This is a genomic window from Terasakiella sp., assembly GCF_048267425.1.
GTDB lineage: Bacteria > Pseudomonadota > Alphaproteobacteria > Rhodospirillales > Terasakiellaceae > Terasakiella.
The window spans coordinates 13490-34301 of sequence record NZ_JBLWXN010000009.1 but is presented as its reverse complement, the minus strand read 5'-3'; the positions used below and the strand labels follow the sequence as shown (position 1 = coordinate 34301).

Sequence of the window (20812 nt, the reverse complement as noted above, 5' to 3'; positions counted from 1 at the left end):
ATTGAGCCATACTATTTATCAAAGCTTTTTTCCTTTTTAGCAACTTGTCCTCATTTTCGTCACAAAAAAACGATAAATCGGCATATGAAAGTGAAAGCGCGTTTGCAATAGCGATAATGAAAAGCTATGTTAGCGCAACAATTTTGATTTTTTTTGGGAATATGTGCCGTGGCTGAAGATGATGCTTCCGTAAGCAATCTGTTTAAAGAAATTGACGAAGAATTGCGTCAGGACAAAGCGACAATGCTTTGGAAACAATATGGCAATACATTAATCGGCGCAATTGTCGCCGTTGTCATCTGTGTTGCTGGCTATGAAGGCTGGAAAGCTTATGACCTAAGCAAACGCGAAGAAATAAGTGCAAAATACGCAAACGCGCTTGATCTCGCTCAGCAACAAAACTTCACAGAAGCCGAAAAAGCTTTCAAAGCTTTATCTTCACAAAGCGACAGCGGTTACGCCACGTTGGCGAACATGCAGGAGGCCGCTTTACTCGCCGATCAAGGCAAACATAAAGAAGCTGCCGAACAGTACTTCCTGATCGCACAAAATGGCGAACTGGATTCAGTCTTTCGCGATATGGCTTTGGTTCTGGGTGCCATGAATGGTCTGGACAACATGGATGCCGCCGAGATTTCTCGCCGCCTGCAACCCTTGATCGGCGGAACGAACCCTTGGCGCCACAGCGCAACGGAATTGCAAGCCTTTGCCGAAGCCAAAGCGGGCAACAAGGCAAAAGCCCTTGAACTGGTTAAAAATCTGGCAGAAGACGCAAGCGCACCAGCCGGGATGCGCCAACGCGCCGCAGAATTCGCCAAAGCCTACGCTGATTAATTAAAGCCCACGGATTGAGATGTGATGAAACAACCGGAGACACCAAACATGATGCGCCGTTTTTTGATGGCTGGACTTTGTGTCCTCTCCCTCAGTGCTTGTGACACCTGGCTGGGTGAAAAAGACGCCCCACCCCTGCCGGGTGAGCGAATCTCCGTTTTGTTGCACGAACGTACCCTTGATCCGGATCCGGAAACAGCCGCAAAAGAAATTTTGCTGCCCCCACCATCGCCCAATATGGAATGGCCGCAAGCCGGTGGTTTTGCCAATCATGCCATGCACCATATTGAAGTCGCACCAAACCTGCACCGGATTTGGCGAACCAGCATCGGGTCGGGGTCTGATGATTCTGAACGCATTGTTGCCCAACCGATTGTGGCAGATGGCAAAATCTTTACCGTGGATTCCGAAAACCTCGTCAGTGCCTTTAACGCTGAAACGGGCCAACGTCTTTGGGAATTGGAACTGACCCCCGAATATGAAGACGATGGTCATATCAGTGGCGGCTTAGCCTATGAAAATGGGCGTCTTTATGTCGCCACCGGATTTGCCCTTGTATTCGGGATCGAAGCCAATACAGGAAAAACCATATGGGTTTCCAAGGCAGATGCACCGATGCGCGCGGCACCGACCGCACGAGGCAACCGGTTGTTTGTGATCACACTAAACAACGAACTGATCGCATTTGATGGTCGCAACGGCGAAAAGATTTGGAACTACAAAGGCATCAGCGAGACGGCCAGCATTCTGGGGGGTGCGAGCCCCGCTGTGGATCAAGGTGTGGTCGTTGCCGCATTTTCATCCGGTGACATTGTCGCCCTGAAAGTTGAAAATGGCAATCAGGTTTGGACCGATAGTCTCACAGGCGGCAAACGTATTGATGCGGTCTCTGCCTTAACAGCTATTCGCGGGCGTCCCGTCATTGATCGGGGCCGTGTTTACGCAATTTCCAACTCCGGCAGCTTCACCGCCATTGACTTGGCAAGCGGACGGCGCTATTGGTCCAAGGAACTCTCCAGTCAGGAAACACCTTGGATTGCCGGTGACTATCTTTATGTTGTCACACCGGACTCCGAACTTGTCTGTGTCAGCCGTTACAATGGTCGCATTCACTGGGTCACACAACTACCACGTTGGGAAGACCCGGAAGATCGTACTGGCAACCTGACATGGAGTGCACCGATTCTGGTTTCCAACCGACTGATCGTTGCAGGCAGTAACGAAGAAGCCTATTCTGTTTCGCCCTACACAGGTGAAATTTTAGGCAAGGTGGAAATGCCGGATAAAATTATTGTTCCGCCACTGGCAGCCAACGGGGCCTTGTATTTCCTGTCGGATGACGCGGATCTGGTTGCTTACCGCTAAAACGTTGCGAAACGTTTGGCTCATTTAGGATAGAAAGAAATGCCCTTTACCGTGGCAATCGTTGGTCGACCCAATGTTGGGAAATCGACCCTTTTCAACCGTCTTGTCGGCAAAAAACTGGCAATTGTAGACGATACACCCGGCGTTACCCGTGACCGACGCGAAGGAACAGGTCGTATTGGCGACCTCGAATTCAAAGTCATTGACACGGCCGGTCTGGAAGAAGCTTTCGATGATTCATTGGAAGCACGCATGCGCGAACAAACCGAACATGCATTGGACGAAGCCGACATCACATTGTTTATGATTGATGCGCGTGCTGGCATTACACCGCTGGACAGTCACTTTGCCGATTGGTTGCGCGGGCGCGACAATCCGGTGATTTTGCTTGCCAATAAATGCGAAGGCAGCGCAGCTGATAACGGAATTTATGAATCATACGGTCTTGGCCTCGGGGAACCCTTTCCTTTTTCCGCCGAACATGGCGTCGGCATGAACAATGTCTATGATGCCATTCAACCGGCCTATGACAAGTGGATGGAAGAAAACGCCGCCCTGATCGAAGAAGAAAGACTGCTGGCCCAAGTGCAAACCCGCACGATCATCAATGAAGAAGGTGAGGAAATCGAAGAGATCGATACCTCCAAATCACCTTTGCAGATTGCCATTGTTGGTCGCCCTAATGTTGGTAAATCAACCTTGATCAACCATTTCTTAGGGACAGAGCGCCTCTTGACGGGCCCAGAAGCCGGGATTACGCGCGATTCCATTGCACTGGATTTTGAAGTCGACGGCCGTAAAATCAAACTGATTGATACGGCCGGTATGCGCCGGCGCACAAAAGTAAACGAAAAAGTCGAAACCCTGTCAGCAGCAGACTCGCGCCGTGCCATTCGTTTTGCACAGGTGGTTTGTCTGGTTCTTGATTCTTCCCTCATGTTGGAAAAGCAAGACCTGACCATTGCCAAAGAAACCATTGATGAAGGCCGCGCCCTTATTATTGTGTGTAATAAATGGGACGCCGTCAAAGACCGCAAAGAACAGTTACAAAAACTTGCTGACCGTATGGAAACTTCCATGCCACAGGTTCGCGGTATTCCGATTGTCACGCTGTCAGCCAAAACAGGACGGGGGACGGATAAATTGTTCCCTGCGATTTTCCAGCTTTATGAAAACTGGAACATTCGCGTCCCCACCGGAAAATTAAACCGTTGGCTGGAACAAATGACAGAAGCACACCCGCCGCCCTTGGCCCAAGGCCGTCGCCTGCGGTTGCGTTATATGACCCAAGCCAAGACACGTCCGCCAACCTTTGTGATTTTCGCCAACAAACCCGGTGATTTGCCCGGGTCGTATCTGCGCTACATCGCCAATGGCATTCGCGAAGATTTTGGCATTGATGGCGTTCCCATCCGGGTCATGATGCGTAAAGGGGAAAACCCTTACGAAGGCAAAAAGAAAAAACGCTAATCCCAAAAGGGCTTCTCTTTACAGGAAGCCCTTTTTTGTTATTTTAGAAAAATAATATAAAGGGGGCATGCGATATGATCGCTTTACGTGAAAGGTTGCGCGATCTCTATTACGGGGATGCAAGCCCTGCGCTGTATTTTCGATATACCCTGTTGATCTTTGATGTCGTCACGATCACCTTTTTCATCCTCGCCTCCATGATCGAGCATGATCAAGCCTTCTTTATTGCCGATTACTCTATCGCTTTTGTTTTAATAGTAGATTATGTCGCGCGTATGATTGCAGCCAATAAACCGTGGCGCTTTATTATCCGCCCTATGAACTTGGCAGACCTTATTGTCATCGCAACCTTACTCGCCCCCCTGTTTATCGAGAATTTTGCATTCTTGCGCATTGTGCGTGCCTTGCGTTTACTGCGTTCATACCATGTGCTGAAAGATTTCCGCGACCAATTCACATTCTTTCGCGAAAACGAACAGGTCTTAATGAGCATCCTGAACCTGATGGTGTTCATTTTCTTTGTAACTGCATTGGTTTATGTCTTTGAAGTTGATCAAAACGCACAAATCAATACCTATATCGATGCCCTTTATTTCACGGTAACCACCCTGACCACAACGGGTTTTGGCGATATTACGCTAGAGGGACCCTTGGGTCGCCTTCTCAGCGTCGTCATTATGGTCTTCGGAATCTCTCTTTTCTTGCGCCTTGTACAAACAATCTTTCGTCCATCCAAGGTCAACCATACCTGTCCGACTTGTGGGTTAACACGTCACGAACCGGATGCTGTTCACTGCAAGCATTGTGGGGAAATCCTGAACATCAAAAATGACAGCGACCTTTAGGCGACCCGCTTCCACAATTTACACCCTCAACAACACGGATCCTGTTGTCTTGCCTCCCTCCAGTTTTTCATGGGCTTTGGCAACATCGTGCAAGGGAAAAACCTGCTTCGCATCAGGCAATATTCCCCGGTTATAGGCTTTTAATACCGCCTCGCCAGCCTCACGATATAAGCTCGGTTGTGCTGCAAACGCCATCACGCTGGGGCGTGCAAATGACAATGATCGTACAGGTCCGATATCATCAACCGTTATGGGCGAAATGGGACCTGCCGCTTGACCAATGCTGGCAACCGTTCCCATTCGACGTACACAATCAAACGTCTTTAAAAGAGTTGTACCACCAATGCCATCAATGGCGTAATCCACACCCACCCCATCTGTCAGGTCTTTCACCTGGGAAGCAATATCAAGATCACGTCCGACAAATATATGATCCGCACCATGAGCATATGCCTCTTCCGCTTTTTGGTCCGAACCGACTGTCCCGATGACCTTTGCACCCAAATCTTTTGCCCAACGTGTCAAGATAGAACCGAGGCCACCGGCGGCAGCATGCACCAAAAGAGATGTGCCTGCTTTGACCTGATAAGTCTGGGTCAATAGCATATAAGCCGTCATACCACGCAACATAATATTCCCGGCCTTTTGCGTTTCCATATCCGCCGGTAATTTTATCGCCCGCCAATCCGGTAAAAGACGTGTGGCAGCATAGCCACCGGGAATGGCACCATAGGCAACTTTATCGCCGACCTTCACCCCCTCAACATCCGGTCCGATCGCTTCAACAACACCACTGCCTTCTACCCCCAAGATAGCCGGTAAAGGCATAAGGTACAATCCAATACGTTGATATATATCAATAAAATTTAACCCAACCCCGTCATGGCGAAGTCGAATTTCCCCCTTACCCGGCTCTTCTACCATCTGTTCGCGGACCACAAAATTTTCGGGTCCACCAATAGCTTGCAATTCCACTTTGATATCCATTGATCATTCCAATCCTATTTAGTTTCATCAGACCAATGTTGTAACAAGTTGATTATTGTTGGAAAATTGCCTAAAAATTAACATCAAACGTTAATTTTTTAACGGATTAGAATGATGGACTGGAAAAATCTACAATATTTCCTCGCACTCGCCAAAGCGGGGTCCCTTTCCGCCGCTGCACGTCAACTGCAAGTCGAACATGCCACCGTCGGGCGTCGCATTCACGAATTGGAAAAAGAACTCCAACTGGCCTTGGTTGATCGACGTGGCAAAAGCTGGAACATCACCCCTGAGGGACAACAAATCGCAACCATTGCCCATCGCATGGAACTGGACACACAAGCTATCGGTCGTATCGCAGATAGTACACGTCATGGATTGAAAGGCACGGTCACAATAAGTGCTCCACCCGCCCTTGCAACCACCCTACTTATCAAACCCTTAGCGGCACTTCATCAACGTTATCCTGATCTTGTTATCCGTATTTTAGGGGAAGCGCGCAATGCCTCCCTCAATGACAGAGAGGCCGATATTGCCGTTCGCCTCACCCGGCCACAAAAAGGAGATTTCATTATTCAAAAACTGTCCGATATGACGTTCAATCTATATGCGACACCATCTTATCTGAAAAGCACACCGCAACCGGACTGGCGTTTTATCGGGTATGAAGGCGGGGGAGGGACGACGCCCCAGCAAAAAAAACTGGAAGAATACGCAGCCGGTCGCCCGTTTGCATTTTGGGCCAGCAGTCTGGAATTACAATATGCCGCCACACGCGAAGGCGCTGGGATTGCAGCTCTCCCCGATTTTATGATCTCCGAACAGGATAACTTGGTGAGTGTCGAAACTGGCGATATATTACTTAATCGCGAAATCTGGTTGGTGATCCATGCCGATCTTAAAAATTCCATTTTGATCCGAACCATTACTCAACGACTGCATGAGTTTTTTAAATATAACTCGATAATCCAATGATTATTCCGGCAATAGAAATGGTTATTTGTGAATTGTAGAATTAATTTCTTTTTAGAAATGATATAAATTGCTGGATATTAAATTCTTTCCAAGGTGCTTTTCCCTATGTCCAATCCCCTATTCCCCTCCACACATCATCCCATCAAGGTTTACTGGTCGCCTGTTTCAGGTCATGCCCATCGCGTGACTTTGTTTCTATCCCTGTTGGACATTCCGTTTGAAACAATCCTCGTTGATTTAAAAAAAGGGGAACATAAAGAAGCAGATTACTTACAAAAACATCCATTTGGGCAAGTTCCCATGATTGATGACAATGGCACCCTGATTTGGGATTCCAATGCTATCCTGGTTTATTTGGCGAAAAAATATGATGGGGACAATAAATGGCTACCGGAAAGTCCGATTGAAGCCGCACAAGTCCAGCAATGGTTAAGCGTGGCTGCAAACCAGCTTTATAACGGTCCGGCAACAGCACGTGTCATCAAATTACTGGGACGCGATCTGGATTATGATCTGGCACTTGCCGTCAGTAAAAAGTTGTTGCGCGTTCTGGAAAATGAACTGGAAAGCCGTGCCTTTTTAATTGGAGAAACCCCCAGCTTGGCCGATATCGCCCTGTACAGCTATACCTTCCTCGCACCTGAGGGCGAAATTGACCTCACACCTTATAAACACATCAATGCATGGCTAAATCGAATTGAGGCTTTAGAAGGCTTCCTTGCCATGCAATTGACACCGAAAGCTTAACCTTATTTATTTAATTCCTGTATGGCCTGATCAATCCCTTCTAGGGTCAGGCCATACATACGATCAGACATGAGTTGTTTCATCATTTGAATGGACATGGTGTGGCGCCACCAATTTTGCGGCACAGGGTTAATCCAGACGGCATGGGGATACACATCTAAAATTCGTTGCATCCAAACGGCGCCAGCTTCTTCGTTCCAATATTCCACCGCCCCACCGGGATAGGAAATTTCATAAGGACTCATAGACGCATCCCCGACAAAGATCACCTTATAATCGCTGGGATAGGTATGCAGTACATCCCATAGGGCGATTGTATCATTGTGACGACGGCGGTTATCTTTCCACACCCCTTCATAAACGCAATTGTGGAAATAAAAATATTCCAAATGTTTGAATTCAGAACGGCACGCGGAAAACATTTCCTCACAAACCTTGATATGATCATCCATCGACCCACCCACATCAAAGAAAAGAAGCACTTTGACCGCATTGTGACGTTCTGCGACCATCTTGATATCCAAGAACCCCTTATGGGCTGTCGATTTGATCGTATCATCCAAATCAAGCTGGGTTTGTGCCCCACTGCGCGCGAATTTACGTAAACGGCGCAACGCAACTTTGATATTACGCGTCCCCAACTCAACCTGATCATCCAGATTTTTAAACTCCCGTTTATCCCACACCTTGACTGCACGACGATGACGAGATTCTTTTTGACCGATGCGCACCCCTTCCGGGTTATAGCCGTAGGCGCCAAACGGCGAAGTCCCCGCCGTCCCAATCCATTTATTGCCACCTTGATGACGTTTTTTTTGTTCTTCTAGACGTTTTTTCAACGTCTCCATCAACTTATCCCATCCCCCTAATGATTGAATAAGCTGCTTTTCTTCTTCACTGAGGACTTTTTCCGCCAGTTTACGCAGCCATTCTTCCGGGATGTCGGTGGCCTCCCCCTCAACAGGTTCCAGACCTTTAAACACATGACCAAAGACCCGATCAAATTTATCTAAATGGCGTTCATCCTTAATCAGGGCCGCGCGTGACAGATAATAAAAATCCTCAATTGAATATTCAGCCACGCCTTTATCCATTGCTTCCATCAGCAACAGATATTCTTTTAGCGAAACCGGCACCTTGGCTTGTTTTAATTCGAAAAAGAGGTTGAGAAACATGGCTTAATCTTTCACCAGTTCTTTTTCCATAAATAGACTAAGCGGATCGAGTTGATACTCCCCAAACGGGCCAATTTCAACAAACCCGGCATTTCGATAAAGCCCAATGGCTTCGGGTTGGGACACGCCCGTTTCCAATCTCAAGCAGGGCAGTTTGAACTGACGCGCCGCCATTTCCAGAACCATTAATAATTCGCGTCCCAAGCCCGTTCCGCGTGTCTCTGGTAAAACAAACATACGCTTGATTTCGCCATAACCGGGATAACTGACAATCGCGCCACACCCGACGACCTCGTCATTTTCCACCCTACGGGCCACAAAAAAATGGGTTTGATCGTTAATCAGGTCTGCTACATCCAGCAAATGATTGCTTTCCGCCGGATATAATTTTTCATGATAGCGATCACTTAAATCCAACAAGACCTTAACGTCGGCTTGATCCGGGCTTTCCAACGCAATTTCATACATGATCTAATCTTTCTCTTTTTCCAAACGGATGGGTACAACACCTTTGACGTGGATATCGCTTTGCGGATAGGGGAAGACCACGCCTTGTTCATGAAACTTGTCCCAAATACGCAACAGGACTTCCGAGCGCACATTTCCCAAACCATTATGAGCATCGTTTACCCAGAAACGCAGTTCGATATTGACCGAGCTGTCCCCAAATTCACGCAAGAGACACCGCGGGGCAGGTTCTTTTACAATGCGTTCAATTTCTTCTGCGGCTTCTTCGCACAACTTCATCGCCAATTTAAGATCTGCAGAATAATCCACCCCGACCATCGCCTTTTGCCGCACGTTGGTGTCGGAAAAAGACCAGTTTTCCACGCGTTGCGTAATCAGTTCCTCGTTCGGGATCAGATGTTCTGTGCCATCGCGCGTAATTACCGACACATAACGACCGCCCAGCTTATCAATGCGCCCATACGTACTGCCAAGGGCAATGACATCGCCGGGTTTTACAGATCGATCCAGCAACAAAATAACGCCACTGACCAAATTGGCCGCCACTTTCTGCAACCCAAACCCCAAGCCGATACCAATGGCACCGGAAAAGACCGCCAAGGCCGTTAAGTCGATCCCCATCGCATCCAGCGCAATCAAAACGCCCAGAATAATGAGGATAACGCGCATGAACTTTTTCAGCAGGACTTTGGCGGACGGGGTAATATTGCGCAAACTGTCAATCCGGCGTTTCAACACACCTTCCAGCAAGGTAAACAGCCAAAACAGGATGGCAATGGCAATAACGCCTTTGACCAATCCAAGGATTGAAAAACGCATCTCACCAAAACTGAATGACAGGCTATCTAAAAAGGCTGTCGTCACATCCAGCAAGCCGACAATGTTAAGCGCCGCAACCGACCAGGCCGCAATACTGACAAAGCGCGACCAGCCTTCATCATGTATAAAGGCGGATGCAAATCGAATAACCACCCATGCATTCAGCAGGCTGACCACCAGATTTACAATATGGAACCCCTGTCCCAAGGTCCGCAGCGCAAAAAGACTAAACCACAGGACAATCAGAAAGAATAAGGGCACAACAAGGGGACGCAACACCTCATGCATCGGATGTTCAAAACGCTTCACAGCTTTGGGCAAGCTAATCGCTTCAACGCCACGCACCATCTTGGACTGCAACAAATTGCCGACAATAAACACACCGACCAGCACTGCAATTTGCTTGGCACTGTCCCAAACCAGCACGTTTTCCAATACCCACTGGTGCAACTGACCGATCAGTTCAAATATCTGGTCGTGATATGGAATATTGTCCCACACGGTTTATAGTCCCCTTAGCAAATCCCGAGCAACCGAGCTTAGATTGCGACGACGCATGTGCGCCAAATAAATAAGTTAAAGCTGCTTTAACCGTCTCGCCGTGCCATAAAGGCGAGACGTTCAAACAAATGAATATCCTGTTCGTTTTTCAACAAGGCGCCATGCAACGGGGGGATAACCTTTTTTCCATCCGTACTGCGCAAGGCCTCAGGCGGAATATCTTCCACCATCAACAGCTTGATCCAATCAAGCAATTCAGACGTTGATGGTTTTTTCTTCAACCCCGGCACATCGCGTAAATCGTAAAACGCGTTCAGGGCTTCGCTCACCAATCGTTTTTGCAATCCCGGATAATGAACATCAACAATTTCCACCATCGTTTCTTTGTCAGGAAAGCGGATGTAATGGAAAAAACAGCGGCGCAAAAACGCATCCGGCAATTCTTTTTCATTATTGGATGTGATTACGATGACCGGGCGGTTACGCGCACTGACCGTTTCTTTTGTTTCATAAACATGGAACTGCATACGATCGAGTTCCAGCAACAAATCATTTGGAAACTCAATATCAGCTTTATCAATTTCATCAATCAACAGGACCGGGCGTTGTTCGCTTTCAAACGCTTCCCACAATTTGCCGCGCACGATGTAATTGGCAATATCATGCACACGTTCATCCCCCAATTGAGAATCGCGCAGACGGGACACTGCATCATATTCATACAATCCCTGCTGTGCCTTCGTCGTGGATTTGACATGCCATTCGATCAAAGGCGCATTCAACGCTTTTGAAATTTCATGGGCCAAAACCGTTTTACCCGTTCCCGGTTCCCCTTTGACCAAAAGGGGACGTTCTAAATTGATTGCCGCATTCACCGCAACGCGCAGGTCGTCGGTTGCAACGTAATTGTCTGTGCCTGTAAAGCTCATTCCCAAAACCTAAATGATTGGATACCTAACAACCAAGGTACGGTACGCAGGACGATCATTCAAGTCATTGCGAAGGGAACAATCGTTTTTAAACCGGTTTTTGGAAAGTTTCGCGCACGCGCATCACCTCTTTGCGCCCGACACAATCCAATGCATGATCATTCACAAGCCCCATTGCCTGCATAAATGAATAAACCGTTGTGGGACCAACAAATTTCCAGCCCCGTTTTTTCAATTCCTTGGATAAGGTTATGGATTGCGCAGATGTCGATGCACTTTGCGGGACAAAGCCCTCATCCACCAACATTTCAAATTGCCAAAAATAAGCAGCAAGCGAACCTGCCTCCCCCACCAATTCCTGTGCACGCTTCGCATTGTTGATCACCGCTTCAATTTTTCCACGATGTCGAATAATTCCAGCATCTTGAAGTAAACGTTCCACATCCTGATGATCAAATTTCGCCATTTTATTAAAATCAAACCCGGCAAATGCCTGACGAAAATTTTCCCGTTTGGCCAGGATCGTGCGCCAACTCAAACCGGATTGAAAACTTTCCAGACACAGTTTTTCAAATAAGCGAATATCATCATCAACGGGAAAGCCCCATTCACGGTCATGATAATCAATAAACTCTGTCGTTTGCGCACACCAACCACATCTAACCAGACCATCCGGCCCTGTCATTGTCTTACTCATGACCAGAGCCTCCCTTTAAAAACGAAAGTCGTTCATCCAGACGCGCCGGTTCAACCTCAATAATTTCACTCTGTACGATATCTTCGACAACAAACGGGTCCTGTTTCACCCGCGTTTCCAAATCCGTCAAAGTGGTATTTTGTGCCAAGATCATACCGCCAGATGCAGGTTTTATACTGCCAACAAGAACAAAAACATTGTCATCAAAACCTTGTGATATCCAGCGTTTATGAGCATCCATAAAATGCTCGGCCTTCGTTTTATGATTGGAAAACTTCAAGAGAACAATAAACATTAGACCTTTTCCTTTTGTGTTTTTTCAACAACCTGCGCCGCCCAATGGAGCATCATATCAACCTCTTTCCTGATCAGAGCTTCATCTTGAAATACTGTTGCCAAAGTTGCAGCCCCCTGACTTCGCCCTAAAATGTGCAATGCAAATTCTTCTGATTTCTCCCCACAGTCCAATGCCCTAAACTGTTGCGACAACCAATCTTGAAACAAGATAAACAACTGTTTTGCACGAGATTGATGGCTATGTTCTAACTTTGCCAGTTCGTTGCTTAACGTCCCCAAAGGGCAGCCATAGAGCTTAATTTTCGCCATATTCACAATCAAGATATGGGCAAAACATCCAATACGTTCCATCGGTGTCTGCCCTTCATCCTGCCACTGATTGAGAAGGCTTTTCGTGCGGACCATTCGCAAATCAATCACCGCATCCAGAATGTCGTCTTTTGTTTTGAAGTGATAATAAAAATTCCCCCGCGACAAACCAACAGCAGCCGCGATATCGTGGAATGAAGTGTGCTCAAAGCCATTGCGATAAAACAGATCATCTGCGGCTTCGATAATGCGCTCTTTTGTTTTTTTCTTCGCCATGACTCACCTTAGGTCAGTTGTCCTAATTTTCATAATAGGACAACTGACCTAAAAATCAAGAGCACGAATAAAAAAAGAGAGGCCGAAATATGGTGAAACGCAAAACACATTGATGCGAATGCAAATAATTCGCATATTGACGAAATCCCTCTGACTTCGAATAATCCGACACACAAATTGCTCTCATTACTTGAGGGGCAAAATTAGGTTTATCCCCTTCTTAGAGGGTAATGCCAAAAGTCATTCGGTTGCTCCATATTTTTTCAGATTGCAGGCTCATTGCCCTCATATGGATCAGGCGTTCGGCTTTTGACATTAAGGTGGAGCATATAATGTTTGAAAAAAAACAAGCCGAAAGTATCCGGGACATCAAATCGTTGAAACTCTTGTTGCTTACGGGAACATTTCTGGCAATGACGGGTATCACGACAACAGGACATGCGGACGAAACAACGCAGTCACACGGCAGTCAACAAAGCGCACAGGATAGGGTGCTTGAGCCGTTGATCGTACAAGGTGCCAGCTATGAAACGGAAAATACTGGCAGTTACACAAGTAATCTCGTCAGCGTTGGTGAAAAAGATGTGTTAACCGTGCGCGAAATCCCTCAATCCACACACGTTATTACACGTGACCGACTGGAAGACGGGGGATATACATCATTGGACACGGCCTTGCGCAAAACACCGGGCATTGTGGTTTTGTCAAATGATGATGGTCGGTCCAGTATTTTTTCACGCGGTTTTGAATACGACAATCTATATTTTAACGGTTTGGCGGCGCCCCTTTCCAGTATTTATGGCACACAACCCGACATGGCCATTGTCGATCACGTTGAAATTTTGCGTGGCCCACAGGGACTTTATGGAGGGACAGGCGAACCCACCGGCACAATCAACATGCGCCTGAAACAAGCCCAAAAAGAATTTGGCGGTTCTGCATCGGTTTCCGCCGGATCGTGGGGGACTTATCGCGCCGATGCAGATATTACCGGCCCTCTCACCGAAAACGGTGCCCTACGGGGACGCCTTGTTGCTGCAAAATCTGAATCAGATGGTTGGGTTAAAGGCACCGACAATGGTGTCGAACTTGCGTACGGAACACTTCAAGCCGATATCACCGATGCAACAACCTTGACCTTTAGCCTGAACTATATGGGGCGCGATGTTAAACCGTTTAACGGTTTACCGACTTATGCCGATGGAACGCTTATCGACTTGCCCGTCGATACAACAACCGGATTTGATTGGAACGACTTTAACAACGATGTGAAAGACTACATCGTTGAACTTGAACACAAATTCAACGACGGTGGTCACGTCAAGACATCCTTGCGATATGCAGATCGTTCTGTTGATTTCCTCTATGGTTTCTCCCTCGATTCAGCCGACCCAGATGGTAAGGTTGACAGAATGCGCTGGTTGGCCCGTGATTTTGAAGAAGACTCACTCGCCGTAGATGCTCATATCAGCAAGCCCTTTGCCCTCATAGATATGGACGCCAACCTGATCATGGGACTGGATTACCGGGGGTATACCAGTGATATGAAACAAGGGTTGGCCAATATTAACGGTACATTCAATATCTTCAATTGGGATACGTCCGCTGTTGCAAAACCAAACGTCACCTATTCGACAGATCAAACCACAGACAGCAGTCAGTATGGTGGTTACAGTCAGTTTCGGGTTTCCCCATTGGAACCGCTTACGGTCATGGCGGGGGGGCGTCTTTCCTGGTACGAGTCAGAAGTTACCAATAACCTGACAGGGGCCCGCACCAGTAAAGTCGATCTGGATGCCGAATTTACCCCTTACGTCGGCGCGACATTTGATCTCAACGATAACTTTACGGCTTACGGGTCCTACACATCAATTTTTCAACCACAAACAAATACAAAAGTCGGTGGTGATATCATCGACCCCCGCACAGGCAACCAGTATGAGGTTGGTCTGAAAGGGTCTACATTGTCAAACGATCTAAACGGGTCCGTTGCACTCTTCCGTCTTGAAGATAAAAACCGGGCGGTCGATGACCCTAACAACGCTGGTTTCTCTTTGGCACAAGGTAAAGTCCGTGTTCAAGGATTTGAAACAGAGCTCAGCGGTCGTCTTTTGCCCGGTTTGGAGGTGTCTGCCGGCTATACCTTCACCACAACAAAAGATATGGAAACCGGGACGACTTTCAGTTACTGGACCCCAAAACATATGGTTCAAATCTTTTCCAAATACGATGTGGGAACGCACTTTAACGAAATGGACGGTCTCAGTGCCGGGGGGAGCCTCAAGTATTTTGATGACTTCGCCGCAATTTCAGGCGGGCGTACAATTAACGCACCCAGCTATACTGTGGTCGATGCTTTCCTGAACTACAAACTAACCGAAGATGTTACTGCAATCTTCAATGTCGATAACGTTTTCAACGAAAAATATTACGAACGTGTTGGATCGACAATGTTGTTCAACTTCTATGGCAAGCCACGAACCTATGGCTTTAAATTGAAGGCGGAATTTTAAAACACAGAAATATCTAAACCTAGAGACCGGCTATTTCCCTGCCGGTCTCTTCATATTCAGTTCAGATTAAACGGCATTGACCCCATGAGACATCTTTTCAAATTCTACGTGTTCAGCGCAGCCTTGTTTTGTTTTATCAACATTATGGGCACACCACATGCACAGGCAGAAACTCAAAAAGAAGGTTCCCCCGTTATCCTTGAAGGAGCAACCCAATATGAAATTCAATCCCCAAACCTTGATCTCCCTTTAAAGGTCTATGTGTTAAAACCGACGACATATGATCCTGCACAAAGTTACCCGGTTTTATATGCTTTTGATGCAGATTTGACCTTGGGGTTAATGTCAACCATGAGCCAACAGGTCTCACGCATGGCCTTGCGCGCAAACCGTCGTCCCCCTATCGTCGTCACATTTGGGTATAGCGATACAAAACTGGCGTTACAGCGCCGTATCTTCGACCTGACCCCTCATGCTGAAAAATACAATCTACCGCAACGGCCCAATAGCCAACCTTGGCCTGCGCTCGGAGGGGGAGATAATTTCCTGAATATCCTGATTGAGGAAATCAAACCCTTTGTTGAAAGTCGTTACAATATTGATAAAGAGGTCGAAACATTATATGGGCACTCGTTAGGGGGGCTGTTAACGCTCCATGCTCTGATCACCAGACATGAACATTTTGACAAGTTTGTTGCCTCCAGCCCCTCACTTTGGTTCAACCCGCAAAAAACCATGCAAGGGCTAATCGCCTTCCATAACGATACTGGATCACCAGCCTCAAAACAAAAAATCCCTTTAAGGTTAAGTGTCGGGGGGCATGAGGAAAAATTGACACAATGGTCGCAACGCTACAGTAAAAATGCCGATATGCGGAAAGAATGGCTCCTGAAAAACAAAATGGTCAGCAATGCCAAAACACTTTATCAGGCGCTCCAGCAAACAGATGGCAAAGTTGCAGTTGAATTCGAGGTTTATGAAGGTCTGGAACATACACTGGCGGATGCACCTGCCTTTTTACGGGCCTTGCAATTTGCAACGGCTGGCAAGATAAAATAACGCCGCTTGCAATTAATATTAATTCTCATTATTATTTAAAGGAGGAAGTTTCACTTATTCTTTTCTTGTGAAAAGATGCCAGAGCCAGAACGCAAAGATGCTTATATGATTACGTCTTCAACTGATCTAAACAAATATGTGTCAAAAAGTGACCTTATCGAAAAAACAATCTATCGATCCATGTTCAGTATAACGCCTGTCATTCTTGAACAGGATAAAATGCTTCGGGGCAATATTGATTTTTTTAGATTGCAAGACGGTCTGTCCGTTCATTATTCGAACGCCAGCGATCTTCAGGATCTAGAAATTGTACGAGAGTGTCAGCCTCGGCTATGCCTTTCTATTTTTCTGGAAGGCAATATCGAAGCCTATATCGGTGGCGACCCTATTCCCATGCCCACATTCGATCAGGAAACCCAGTTATGGCAACCTGTGGCTTCCATTTTCTCGCAACGCAAAACAGAATTTTTTAAACGTTATGCCAAACGTGGCAGTCATATAAAGAAAATTGTGATTTCTATCTCACACGATTGGCTTAAAAAATTCACCGGTGTTTCTTCTGAAATTGATAGCATCAAACAATTTGCAGACACGCATCTTGCGCGTAAAAACTGGATCCCCTCTCCTCATGCCATTGCAATGGTGGAACAGATTATCGCTTCTGGCAGCATGCCCGAAATCCTGCGCATGCTTTATATCGAAAGCCGCGTCTTGACCTTGATTGAAGAAGCCTTTCGACAACTTATTGGCCATAGGGAGCCGGATCGTCTTGGCAGTATGCGTCCACAGGACCGTGAACGTTTAAAAACCGTTGAACAATACTTAAAAAACCACCTTGGACATCAAGTTTCCACCAAGGAATTGGCAAATGTTGTCGGTGTCAGTATCAATTCATTGCAACGACTTCTTACAAAAACATACGGTATGTCTGCATCCAAATTCATTCGCACCTTTATGCTTGAAAAGGCACGTACCCTGATGGAACGCGACGGGATATCTATTGCCGAAGCCGCCTATCTCGCCGGATATAACAGCCCGGCAAACTTCGCCACCGCTTTCAAAAAATGCTTCGGCTTTTCCCCCAGTAACTTAAGCGACATTTAAATAGTTTATAACGCTCTTGCCTGCTTCATTTCATTCAGAATTTCGGCCAATTTCTTTATGCCCGGTTCAATCTTGTTTTGCGGAATAGAAGAAAAACCCAAACGGAAATAATTTGATTTGATATTTGTCGCCATAAAGAAAATATCACCGGGTTCAATCAACACCCCTGTTTTTTCTGCCAAATCCGCCAATTCCTGCGATTTCAGCCAGTCTGGCCCCCTCACCCAACAAGAAGCCCCGCCCATAATGGCGTGAAAGGTCATATCCGGCATATGCTCTTTCAACGCACGGGTCATGACCTCGGCTCGCTCTTTAAAAACCTGATTATGTTTGCGTTGCAGGCTATCGAAATAACCCAATGATAAAAACAGGGAAAAGGTACGTTGAATGAAAATTGCCGGATGACGCACCATAAGACGGCGCAACGCACGGACCTCACGTATCAAACGTTTGGGGGCAACGATGAAACCAAGGCGCAAGCCCGGTGCCAAACTTTTAGAAAGGCTGCCGATATAGATCACGCGCCCTTCCTTATCCATGCTTTTTAACGCAGGATTTGGCATTTCATAAAAACTATTCTGGCTTTCATAGTCATCTTCAATAATGACAAAATCATTTTGAGAAGCCATTTGCAGGAGTTTCTTGCGACGTTCCAACGGCATTGTAACCGTTGTCGGGCACTGATGGCTCGGGGTAACGAAAATATAGTCACATTTTGTGACATCTTCACTTAACATCAACCCGTTCATATCTACAGGCAAAGGAATTTTGTGCGGTGTACGCTGGGTCACAATGTTGCGAATATCAGGATAGCCGGGATCTTCAACCCCAAAAACAGTATCCTTGGAAACAAGAACTTCTGCCAACAGATACAAGGCCTGTTGCGCCCCAACCGTAATCAAAATTTCATCAGGTTCCGCCCAAACACCACGTCGGGGTAAAACGCGTTCACGAATTTGTTCAATCAGGGAACTGTCATCCCCACTGATTAAATCCGGTGCCCAATCACGAATTTCCATCACACTGAGCAATTTCATACAGCATTCACGCCAATTGGCAGTTGGAAACAGATCGGCATCAAATTGCCCGTATAAAAACGGATAAGGATATTTTTGCCAATTTTCTTCTTTGACGATACTGCGTTGTGTCGACGGCGATATTTTGAGGCGCTGTTCCCAATTGACAAACTGATCCTGTAGAACGGGTTCATCCTGTTCAACTGATTTTTCCGCCCCCAAATGCCCTTCCAGCACATCCGGGTTCACGTAATATCCACTGCGTTCACGCGCAACGATATAACCTTCATCCGAAAGCTGTTGATAGGCAAGAACGACCGTATTGCGCCCCACCCCCAGCTCCGTTGCAAGTTTCCGACTGGATACGATCGGTGTGTTTATCGGCAGCATGCGATCCAGAATAGCCGACACCATCATTTGCCGGATTTGCGCCTGCAAACTGGTCCCATCGGCCGCAAATTTTTCAAAAAACTGCTTCCACATTACGTCTGAAATACGTGTCGCCACTTCCTGTTCTCCACTCGGCAAATTGTTATTTTTTTATGATTAAAATGCCAATATATATTTCAAGTCGATATAATAAATGTCAACTTTTGAAAAATAAAAATACTTAGAACTACATTTTTGTAATATTGCGTCGCACCATACTGGTTCCTTCATCTGGCCCCATCTGGTCCTAACAAAAAAAAATGAAACGCATAGAGTGAAAGCACAACAAGAGAAGACCAACGCTCAAAAATAAAACATACTAAGTATAACATGGAGGTTTCTATGAGTTTGGTTCGTAAGTTTTCCGTCGCTGCGTGTGTCGCCGCCAGCATGATGGTATTTTCCGCTTCCGACAGTTTTGCAAAAACGTTTAAAGTCGCGATCGGTGATGCTGCAGGCGGAACCCAGTGGGAGCTGGGAACAAAATTTGCCGAAGAAATGACCACCCGTACAGGTGGGAAGCACAAGGTTAAACTATTCCCCAATGGCCAGCTTGGCAGCGAACAGGATACTGTGAACGAAGCCGCCCTTGGAACACTGGACTTTTCCATTCTGGCCATCAATAACGTCACCCCATTTTCACCGAGTGTCGGGGTCTTTACCCTGCCCTACGTTATTCAAAGTCTTGATGAAGCCGTTCTATTGACCCAAGGCGAAGTGGGTCAGGAACTGGTTCAAAACACCATCCGGGATGCAGGTGTTCGTATTATCGGCTGGGCTTATTCAGGTTTCCGCGTTCTGACCAACTCCAAAAAACCGATCAAAACGGTTGCCGATTTAAAAGGGGTCACGGTGCGGGTTCCGAAAAACGAGATCATGCTTGATACCTATAAATCATGGGGGATCAACGCAACCCCAATGGCATGGTCTGAGACATTCACAGCTCTGCAACAAAAAGTCGTTGATGGTCAGGACAACCCTTATATCACGGTTCATGCCATGAAATTTAACGAGGTGCAGAAATACATCACCAACATTCGTTATCTTTTCTCTATTGAACCGTTGATCGTCTCTGAATCCATTTTCCAGGATTTGTCTGATGACGAAAAGAAAGCCGTCCTCGCAGCCGGGAAAGCGGCCACCGATCACAGTGAAAAATTCCTGCGTGAACAGGAAACGGCAATCAAAAAAGACCTGATCTCAAAAGGCATGGAAATTGTTGATCCTGCCAATGATGAGAAAGAATTCATCGATCTGGCAACCTCTGCTGTCTGGCCGAAATTCTATGACAGCATCGGCGGCAAAGACAAACTTGACCACGTTCTCAAAATCTTGGGCCGTTAACAGGTTAAAAGGGCGTCGCTCACACGGGTCGATGCCCTTTTTCTGTCTAAAATATGCCTTTTCTTTTTAACCGCGTGTCCTGATGGAGTTCAAAAATGCGCACTTTAATTTGGCGTTTCCTTGACAACATCGAAAGTTATATTTGCCGTGGACTGTTGAGCTTTTTCGTTATCCTGCTTTTCATCCAGATCCTTGCACGCGAAGTGTTCGGTTATTCCATTTCCTGGAGTGAAGAACTCGCAACCTACACCTTTGTCTGGTTCGTTTTCTTTGGCGCCAGTTATGCCGCCAAAATGTCAGCGCACAACCGCGTGACATTCCAGTTTAAACTGTTGCCCAAATCCGCCGCAAAATGGATTGAAGCCTTCGCCGATCTTATCTGGATCACCTTCAACGCAGTTTTCATCTATCTCAGTTACGACTTTGTCTTCAATAAAATGAACCTGTTTTGGAAGTCGCAGACTCTGGGTGTGCCTATGAAATACATCTATGTGGTTTTGCCGATTACATTCTCGCTCATGACTTTGCGTATTCTTCAGGTCAACTACTACAAACTGGTCAAGGGGATCAATATCAAAGACCCCGACAAGATCGAGGTTGACGCTCTTGATGATGACGATCTCAGCGCACAAAAGTAAAAATGGAAAATATCT

General features: G+C 46.6%; 20 protein-coding genes. 11 read left to right on the top strand and 9 right to left on the bottom strand.

The window, feature by feature from the left end; all coding sequences use genetic code 11:
• Positions 1–168: 168 nt before the first annotated feature.
• The 4 genes from ACN0VA_RS13745 (at position 169) to ACN0VA_RS13730 (ending at position 4514) form a co-directional block, all read left to right on the top strand.
• Positions 169–834 carry a tetratricopeptide repeat protein gene (locus tag ACN0VA_RS13745; RefSeq protein ID WP_417821714.1) on the top strand — a complete coding sequence of 222 codons (666 nt, stop codon included), beginning with the start codon at positions 169–171 and terminating at the stop codon, positions 832–834.
• Positions 835–858: 24 nt separating this feature from the next.
• A complete protein-coding gene (locus tag ACN0VA_RS13740; protein WP_417821713.1) occupies positions 859–2199 on the top strand; it encodes a PQQ-binding-like beta-propeller repeat protein in 1341 nt (446 codons plus the stop codon).
• A 39-nt stretch (positions 2200–2238) separates the two neighbouring features.
• The gene (gene der, locus ACN0VA_RS13735; RefSeq protein WP_417821712.1) at positions 2239–3669 is read left to right on the top strand and encodes a ribosome biogenesis GTPase Der; all 1431 of its coding nucleotides are present in this window, start codon (positions 2239–2241) and stop codon (positions 3667–3669) included.
• A 74-nt stretch (positions 3670–3743) separates the two neighbouring features.
• Positions 3744–4514 (top strand): potassium channel family protein, encoded by a 771-nt coding sequence (locus ACN0VA_RS13730; protein WP_417821711.1) that lies wholly within the window; start codon positions 3744–3746, stop codon positions 4512–4514.
• Between the two features lie 18 nt (positions 4515–4532).
• On the opposite strand, the gene ACN0VA_RS13725 is transcribed toward ACN0VA_RS13730, so the two are convergent.
• Positions 4533–5501, bottom strand: a complete 969-nt coding sequence (locus ACN0VA_RS13725; protein WP_417821710.1) for a quinone oxidoreductase family protein — start codon at positions 5499–5501, stop codon at positions 4533–4535.
• A gap of 111 nt (positions 5502–5612) precedes the next feature.
• On the opposite strand from ACN0VA_RS13725, the gene ACN0VA_RS13720 reads away from it, so the two are divergent.
• Positions 5613–6476 (top strand): LysR family transcriptional regulator, encoded by an 864-nt coding sequence (locus ACN0VA_RS13720; RefSeq protein ID WP_417821709.1) that lies wholly within the window; start codon positions 5613–5615, stop codon positions 6474–6476.
• Positions 6477–6581: 105 nt separating this feature from the next.
• Positions 6582–7223, top strand: coding sequence for a glutathione S-transferase family protein (locus tag ACN0VA_RS13715; RefSeq protein ID WP_417821708.1), 642 nt, complete (start codon positions 6582–6584; stop codon positions 7221–7223).
• A gap of 2 nt (positions 7224–7225) precedes the next feature.
• Here ACN0VA_RS13715 and ACN0VA_RS13710 read toward each other — a convergent pair whose 3' ends face one another.
• The 7 genes from ACN0VA_RS13710 to ACN0VA_RS13680 form a co-directional block, all read right to left on the bottom strand.
• Positions 7226–8398 carry a vWA domain-containing protein gene (locus tag ACN0VA_RS13710; RefSeq protein ID WP_417821707.1) on the bottom strand — a complete coding sequence of 391 codons (1173 nt, stop codon included), beginning with the start codon at positions 8396–8398 and terminating at the stop codon, positions 7226–7228.
• Between the two features lie 3 nt (positions 8399–8401).
• Positions 8402–8866: a GNAT family N-acetyltransferase gene (locus tag ACN0VA_RS13705; RefSeq protein WP_417821706.1), complete on the bottom strand. Its 465-nt coding sequence runs from the start codon at positions 8864–8866 to the stop codon at positions 8402–8404.
• Positions 8867–8869: 3 nt separating this feature from the next.
• Positions 8870–10186 carry a mechanosensitive ion channel family protein gene (locus ACN0VA_RS13700; RefSeq protein ID WP_417821705.1) on the bottom strand — a complete coding sequence of 439 codons (1317 nt, stop codon included), beginning with the start codon at positions 10184–10186 and terminating at the stop codon, positions 8870–8872.
• A gap of 86 nt (positions 10187–10272) precedes the next feature.
• A complete protein-coding gene (locus tag ACN0VA_RS13695; protein WP_417821704.1) occupies positions 10273–11115 on the bottom strand; it encodes an AAA family ATPase in 843 nt (280 codons plus the stop codon).
• A gap of 88 nt (positions 11116–11203) precedes the next feature.
• Positions 11204–11812, bottom strand: a complete 609-nt coding sequence (locus ACN0VA_RS13690) for a DNA-3-methyladenine glycosylase I (RefSeq protein WP_417821703.1) — start codon at positions 11810–11812, stop codon at positions 11204–11206.
• Positions 11805–12107, bottom strand: a complete 303-nt coding sequence (locus ACN0VA_RS13685) for a YciI family protein (protein WP_417821702.1) — start codon at positions 12105–12107, stop codon at positions 11805–11807. Before ACN0VA_RS13685 ends, ACN0VA_RS13690 begins: the two co-directional genes overlap by 8 nt.
• The gene (locus ACN0VA_RS13680) at positions 12107–12694 is read right to left on the bottom strand and encodes a TetR/AcrR family transcriptional regulator (protein ID WP_417821701.1); all 588 of its coding nucleotides are present in this window, start codon (positions 12692–12694) and stop codon (positions 12107–12109) included. The genes ACN0VA_RS13685 and ACN0VA_RS13680 overlap by 1 nt, the downstream gene beginning before the upstream one ends.
• Before the next feature lie 332 nt (positions 12695–13026).
• On the opposite strand from ACN0VA_RS13680, the gene ACN0VA_RS13675 reads away from it, so the two are divergent.
• The 3 genes from ACN0VA_RS13675 (at position 13027) to ACN0VA_RS13665 (ending at position 17370) form a co-directional block, all read left to right on the top strand.
• Positions 13027–15207, top strand: coding sequence for a TonB-dependent siderophore receptor (locus ACN0VA_RS13675; protein WP_417821700.1), 2181 nt, complete (start codon positions 13027–13029; stop codon positions 15205–15207).
• A gap of 84 nt (positions 15208–15291) precedes the next feature.
• Positions 15292–16266, top strand: a complete 975-nt coding sequence (locus ACN0VA_RS13670; RefSeq protein ID WP_417821699.1) for an alpha/beta hydrolase — start codon at positions 15292–15294, stop codon at positions 16264–16266.
• A 105-nt stretch (positions 16267–16371) separates the two neighbouring features.
• Positions 16372–17370, top strand: a complete 999-nt coding sequence (locus ACN0VA_RS13665; RefSeq protein ID WP_417821698.1) for a helix-turn-helix domain-containing protein — start codon at positions 16372–16374, stop codon at positions 17368–17370.
• Between the two features lie 5 nt (positions 17371–17375).
• On the opposite strand, the gene ACN0VA_RS13660 is transcribed toward ACN0VA_RS13665, so the two are convergent.
• The gene (locus ACN0VA_RS13660) at positions 17376–18893 is read right to left on the bottom strand and encodes a PLP-dependent aminotransferase family protein (RefSeq protein ID WP_417821697.1); all 1518 of its coding nucleotides are present in this window, start codon (positions 18891–18893) and stop codon (positions 17376–17378) included.
• Between the two features lie 264 nt (positions 18894–19157).
• Here ACN0VA_RS13660 and ACN0VA_RS13655 point away from each other — a divergent pair, with 264 nt between their 5' ends.
• Complete coding sequence (locus ACN0VA_RS13655; protein WP_417821696.1) at positions 19158–20159, top strand: TRAP transporter substrate-binding protein; 1002 nt, start codon at positions 19158–19160, stop codon at positions 20157–20159.
• 95 nt (positions 20160–20254) lie between these two features.
• Positions 20255–20797, top strand: a complete 543-nt coding sequence (locus ACN0VA_RS13650) for a TRAP transporter small permease (RefSeq protein WP_417821695.1) — start codon at positions 20255–20257, stop codon at positions 20795–20797.
• Positions 20798–20812: the final 15 nt, after the last annotated feature.

Coding starts and splice junctions, on each gene's coding strand:
- ACN0VA_RS13650 (WP_417821695.1), top strand. CDS start 20,255: ATGCGCACTTTAATTTGGCGTTTCCTTGACAACATCGAAAGTTATATT.
- ACN0VA_RS13685 (WP_417821702.1), bottom strand. CDS start 12,107: ATGTTTATTGTTCTCTTGAAGTTTTCCAATCATAAAACGAAGGCCGAG.
- ACN0VA_RS13655 (WP_417821696.1), top strand. CDS start 19,158: ATGAGTTTGGTTCGTAAGTTTTCCGTCGCTGCGTGTGTCGCCGCCAGC.
- ACN0VA_RS13720 (WP_417821709.1), top strand. CDS start 5,613: ATGATGGACTGGAAAAATCTACAATATTTCCTCGCACTCGCCAAAGCG.
- ACN0VA_RS13665 (WP_417821698.1), top strand. CDS start 16,372: ATGATTACGTCTTCAACTGATCTAAACAAATATGTGTCAAAAAGTGAC.
- ACN0VA_RS13710 (WP_417821707.1), bottom strand. CDS start 8,398: ATGTTTCTCAACCTCTTTTTCGAATTAAAACAAGCCAAGGTGCCGGTT.
- ACN0VA_RS13715 (WP_417821708.1), top strand. CDS start 6,582: ATGTCCAATCCCCTATTCCCCTCCACACATCATCCCATCAAGGTTTAC.
- der (WP_417821712.1), top strand. CDS start 2,239: ATGCCCTTTACCGTGGCAATCGTTGGTCGACCCAATGTTGGGAAATCG.
- ACN0VA_RS13725 (WP_417821710.1), bottom strand. CDS start 5,501: ATGGATATCAAAGTGGAATTGCAAGCTATTGGTGGACCCGAAAATTTT.
- ACN0VA_RS13670 (WP_417821699.1), top strand. CDS start 15,292: ATGAGACATCTTTTCAAATTCTACGTGTTCAGCGCAGCCTTGTTTTGT.
- ACN0VA_RS13675 (WP_417821700.1), top strand. CDS start 13,027: ATGTTTGAAAAAAAACAAGCCGAAAGTATCCGGGACATCAAATCGTTG.
- ACN0VA_RS13740 (WP_417821713.1), top strand. CDS start 859: ATGAAACAACCGGAGACACCAAACATGATGCGCCGTTTTTTGATGGCT.
- ACN0VA_RS13680 (WP_417821701.1), bottom strand. CDS start 12,694: ATGGCGAAGAAAAAAACAAAAGAGCGCATTATCGAAGCCGCAGATGAT.
- ACN0VA_RS13730 (WP_417821711.1), top strand. CDS start 3,744: ATGATCGCTTTACGTGAAAGGTTGCGCGATCTCTATTACGGGGATGCA.
- ACN0VA_RS13705 (WP_417821706.1), bottom strand. CDS start 8,866: ATGTATGAAATTGCGTTGGAAAGCCCGGATCAAGCCGACGTTAAGGTC.
- ACN0VA_RS13695 (WP_417821704.1), bottom strand. CDS start 11,115: ATGAGCTTTACAGGCACAGACAATTACGTTGCAACCGACGACCTGCGC.
- ACN0VA_RS13690 (WP_417821703.1), bottom strand. CDS start 11,812: ATGAGTAAGACAATGACAGGGCCGGATGGTCTGGTTAGATGTGGTTGG.